This window comes from Xanthobacter versatilis (assembly GCF_043193975.1).
In the GTDB taxonomy this organism is placed as follows: Bacteria; Pseudomonadota; Alphaproteobacteria; order Rhizobiales; family Xanthobacteraceae; genus Xanthobacter; species Xanthobacter autotrophicus_E.
This window is the reverse complement of record NZ_JBAFVB010000026.1, coordinates 1-1,707: the sequence shown is the minus strand read 5'-3', so window position 1 is coordinate 1,707 and position 1,707 is coordinate 1. Positions and strand designations below refer to the sequence as shown.

Here is a 1,707-nt window from a genome sequence, read left to right as displayed (position 1 = left end):
CTTCCTGGTATTCGGAGTTTGGTAAGGTTTGGTAGGTCTGTGGGACCCCCTAGCCCTTCCAGTGCTCTACCCCCAGGAGTATTCGCACGAGGCGCTACCTAAATAGCTTTCGCGGAGAACCAGCTATTTCCGGGTTTGGTTGGCCTTTCACCCCTAGCCACAAGTCATCCGAGACTTTTTCAACAGGCACCGGTTCGGTCCTCCAGTGGGTGTTACCCCACCTTCAACCTGCTCATGGCTAGATCACCCGGCTTCGGGTCTAATCCGACGAACTGAACGCCCTGTTCAGACTCGCTTTCGCTGCGCCTACGCCTATCGGCTTAAGCTTGCTCGCCAGACTAAGTCGCTGACCCATTATACAAAAGGTACGCGGTCACTCAGGACGAACCTTGAGCTCCCACTGTTTGTAGGCATCCGGTTTCAGGAACTGTTTCACTCCCCTCGTCGGGGTGCTTTTCACCTTTCCCTCACGGTACTGGTTCGCTATCGGTCGCTAAGGAGTACTTAGGCTTGGAGGGTGGTCCCCCCATGTTCAGACAGGATTTCACGTGTCCCGCCTTACTCGAGGACGAATGTTCGCATTACGTGTACGGGGCTATCACCCTCTGAGGCCCGGCTTTCCTGACCGGTTCCACTTGTCTCGCATTCGCCACTGGCCTAGTCCGCGTTCGCTCGCCACTACTAGCGGAGTCTCTGTTGATGTCCTTTCCTCCGGGTACTTAGATGTTTCAGTTCCCCGGGTTAGCTTTTAACCCCTATGTATTCAGGGTTAAATACCTTCATCTGAAAACTGGAAATCCGAAGCCTAAACCTCGTTGGGCCAAAGCCCTTCCGAGGTCGAAACCTCGGAGTTCCAGTCTTCGAAGGTGGGTTTCCCCATTCGGAAATCTCCGGATCAAAGCTCATTCGCAGCTCCCCGAAGCTTATCGCAGCGTATCACGTCCTTCTTCGCCTCTTAGCGCCAAGGCATCCACCGAATGCCCTTAAGACACTTGATCGTTCTCATCGTCGATGCCCACCCCTCGGCAGAGGTCACCCTTGCGGGAATTTGCCCCGGCAGCTTGCGCCACCTGGTCAAATGGATCGACGGTCATATTTGAAAAGACCAGCTTCGCATTGTCTCGACGAAGGTGCGGTCAGCACCCAACGATCGCATCAGAACAGACTTGCGCCTGCCCTCCACGACCCGACCACATTACTGCGGTTCAGTCGATCAATGCCCATATTCACGATGTCATAAAGCCGTGCATATCCCACCGGAAGGCGCACAGCGCTCAGCCGGCATGTTGCGGAACATGCAAAACAGGATCTCACGGACAAACTCAAAGACAGCCCTTGCTGCCAACGCCAAGCCATTCTGCCCAGCATTTCCGGTGAGGGAAATGGTGGAGCCAGACGGGATCGAACCGACGACCTCATGCTTGCAAAGCACGCGCTCTCCCAACTGAGCTATGGCCCCTTTTGACAGATGCCACAGACGTTTGGAACGCATTTGCAAGGACAAAGGCCGCAGCGGAAACGCCGCTGCCCCAGATCTGTCACCAGAAGAAGTGGTGGGCCTGGGACGACTCGAACGTCCGACCTCACCCTTATCAGGGGTGCGCTCTAACCATCTGAGCTACAGGCCCGAAACCGGCATGCACCTATAAGGCGCACGCCCTCGGCGTCAAGCTTGTCCGTGAAGAAAGAGAAACGAAGACGGCGGTG

At 55.7% G+C, this 1,707-nt stretch carries 2 tRNA genes and 1 rRNA gene; all 3 read right to left on the bottom strand.

The window, feature by feature from the left end:
- Window positions 1-998, bottom strand: a 23S ribosomal RNA gene (locus tag V5F66_RS22205); the annotation flags it as partial.
- Window positions 999-1,383: 385 nt separating this feature from the next.
- Window positions 1,384-1,459: transfer RNA gene (locus V5F66_RS22200), tRNA-Ala, on the bottom strand.
- 92 nt (window positions 1,460-1,551) lie between these two features.
- A tRNA-Ile gene (locus V5F66_RS22195) sits at window positions 1,552-1,628 on the bottom strand.
- Window positions 1,629-1,707 lie beyond the last annotated feature (79 nt).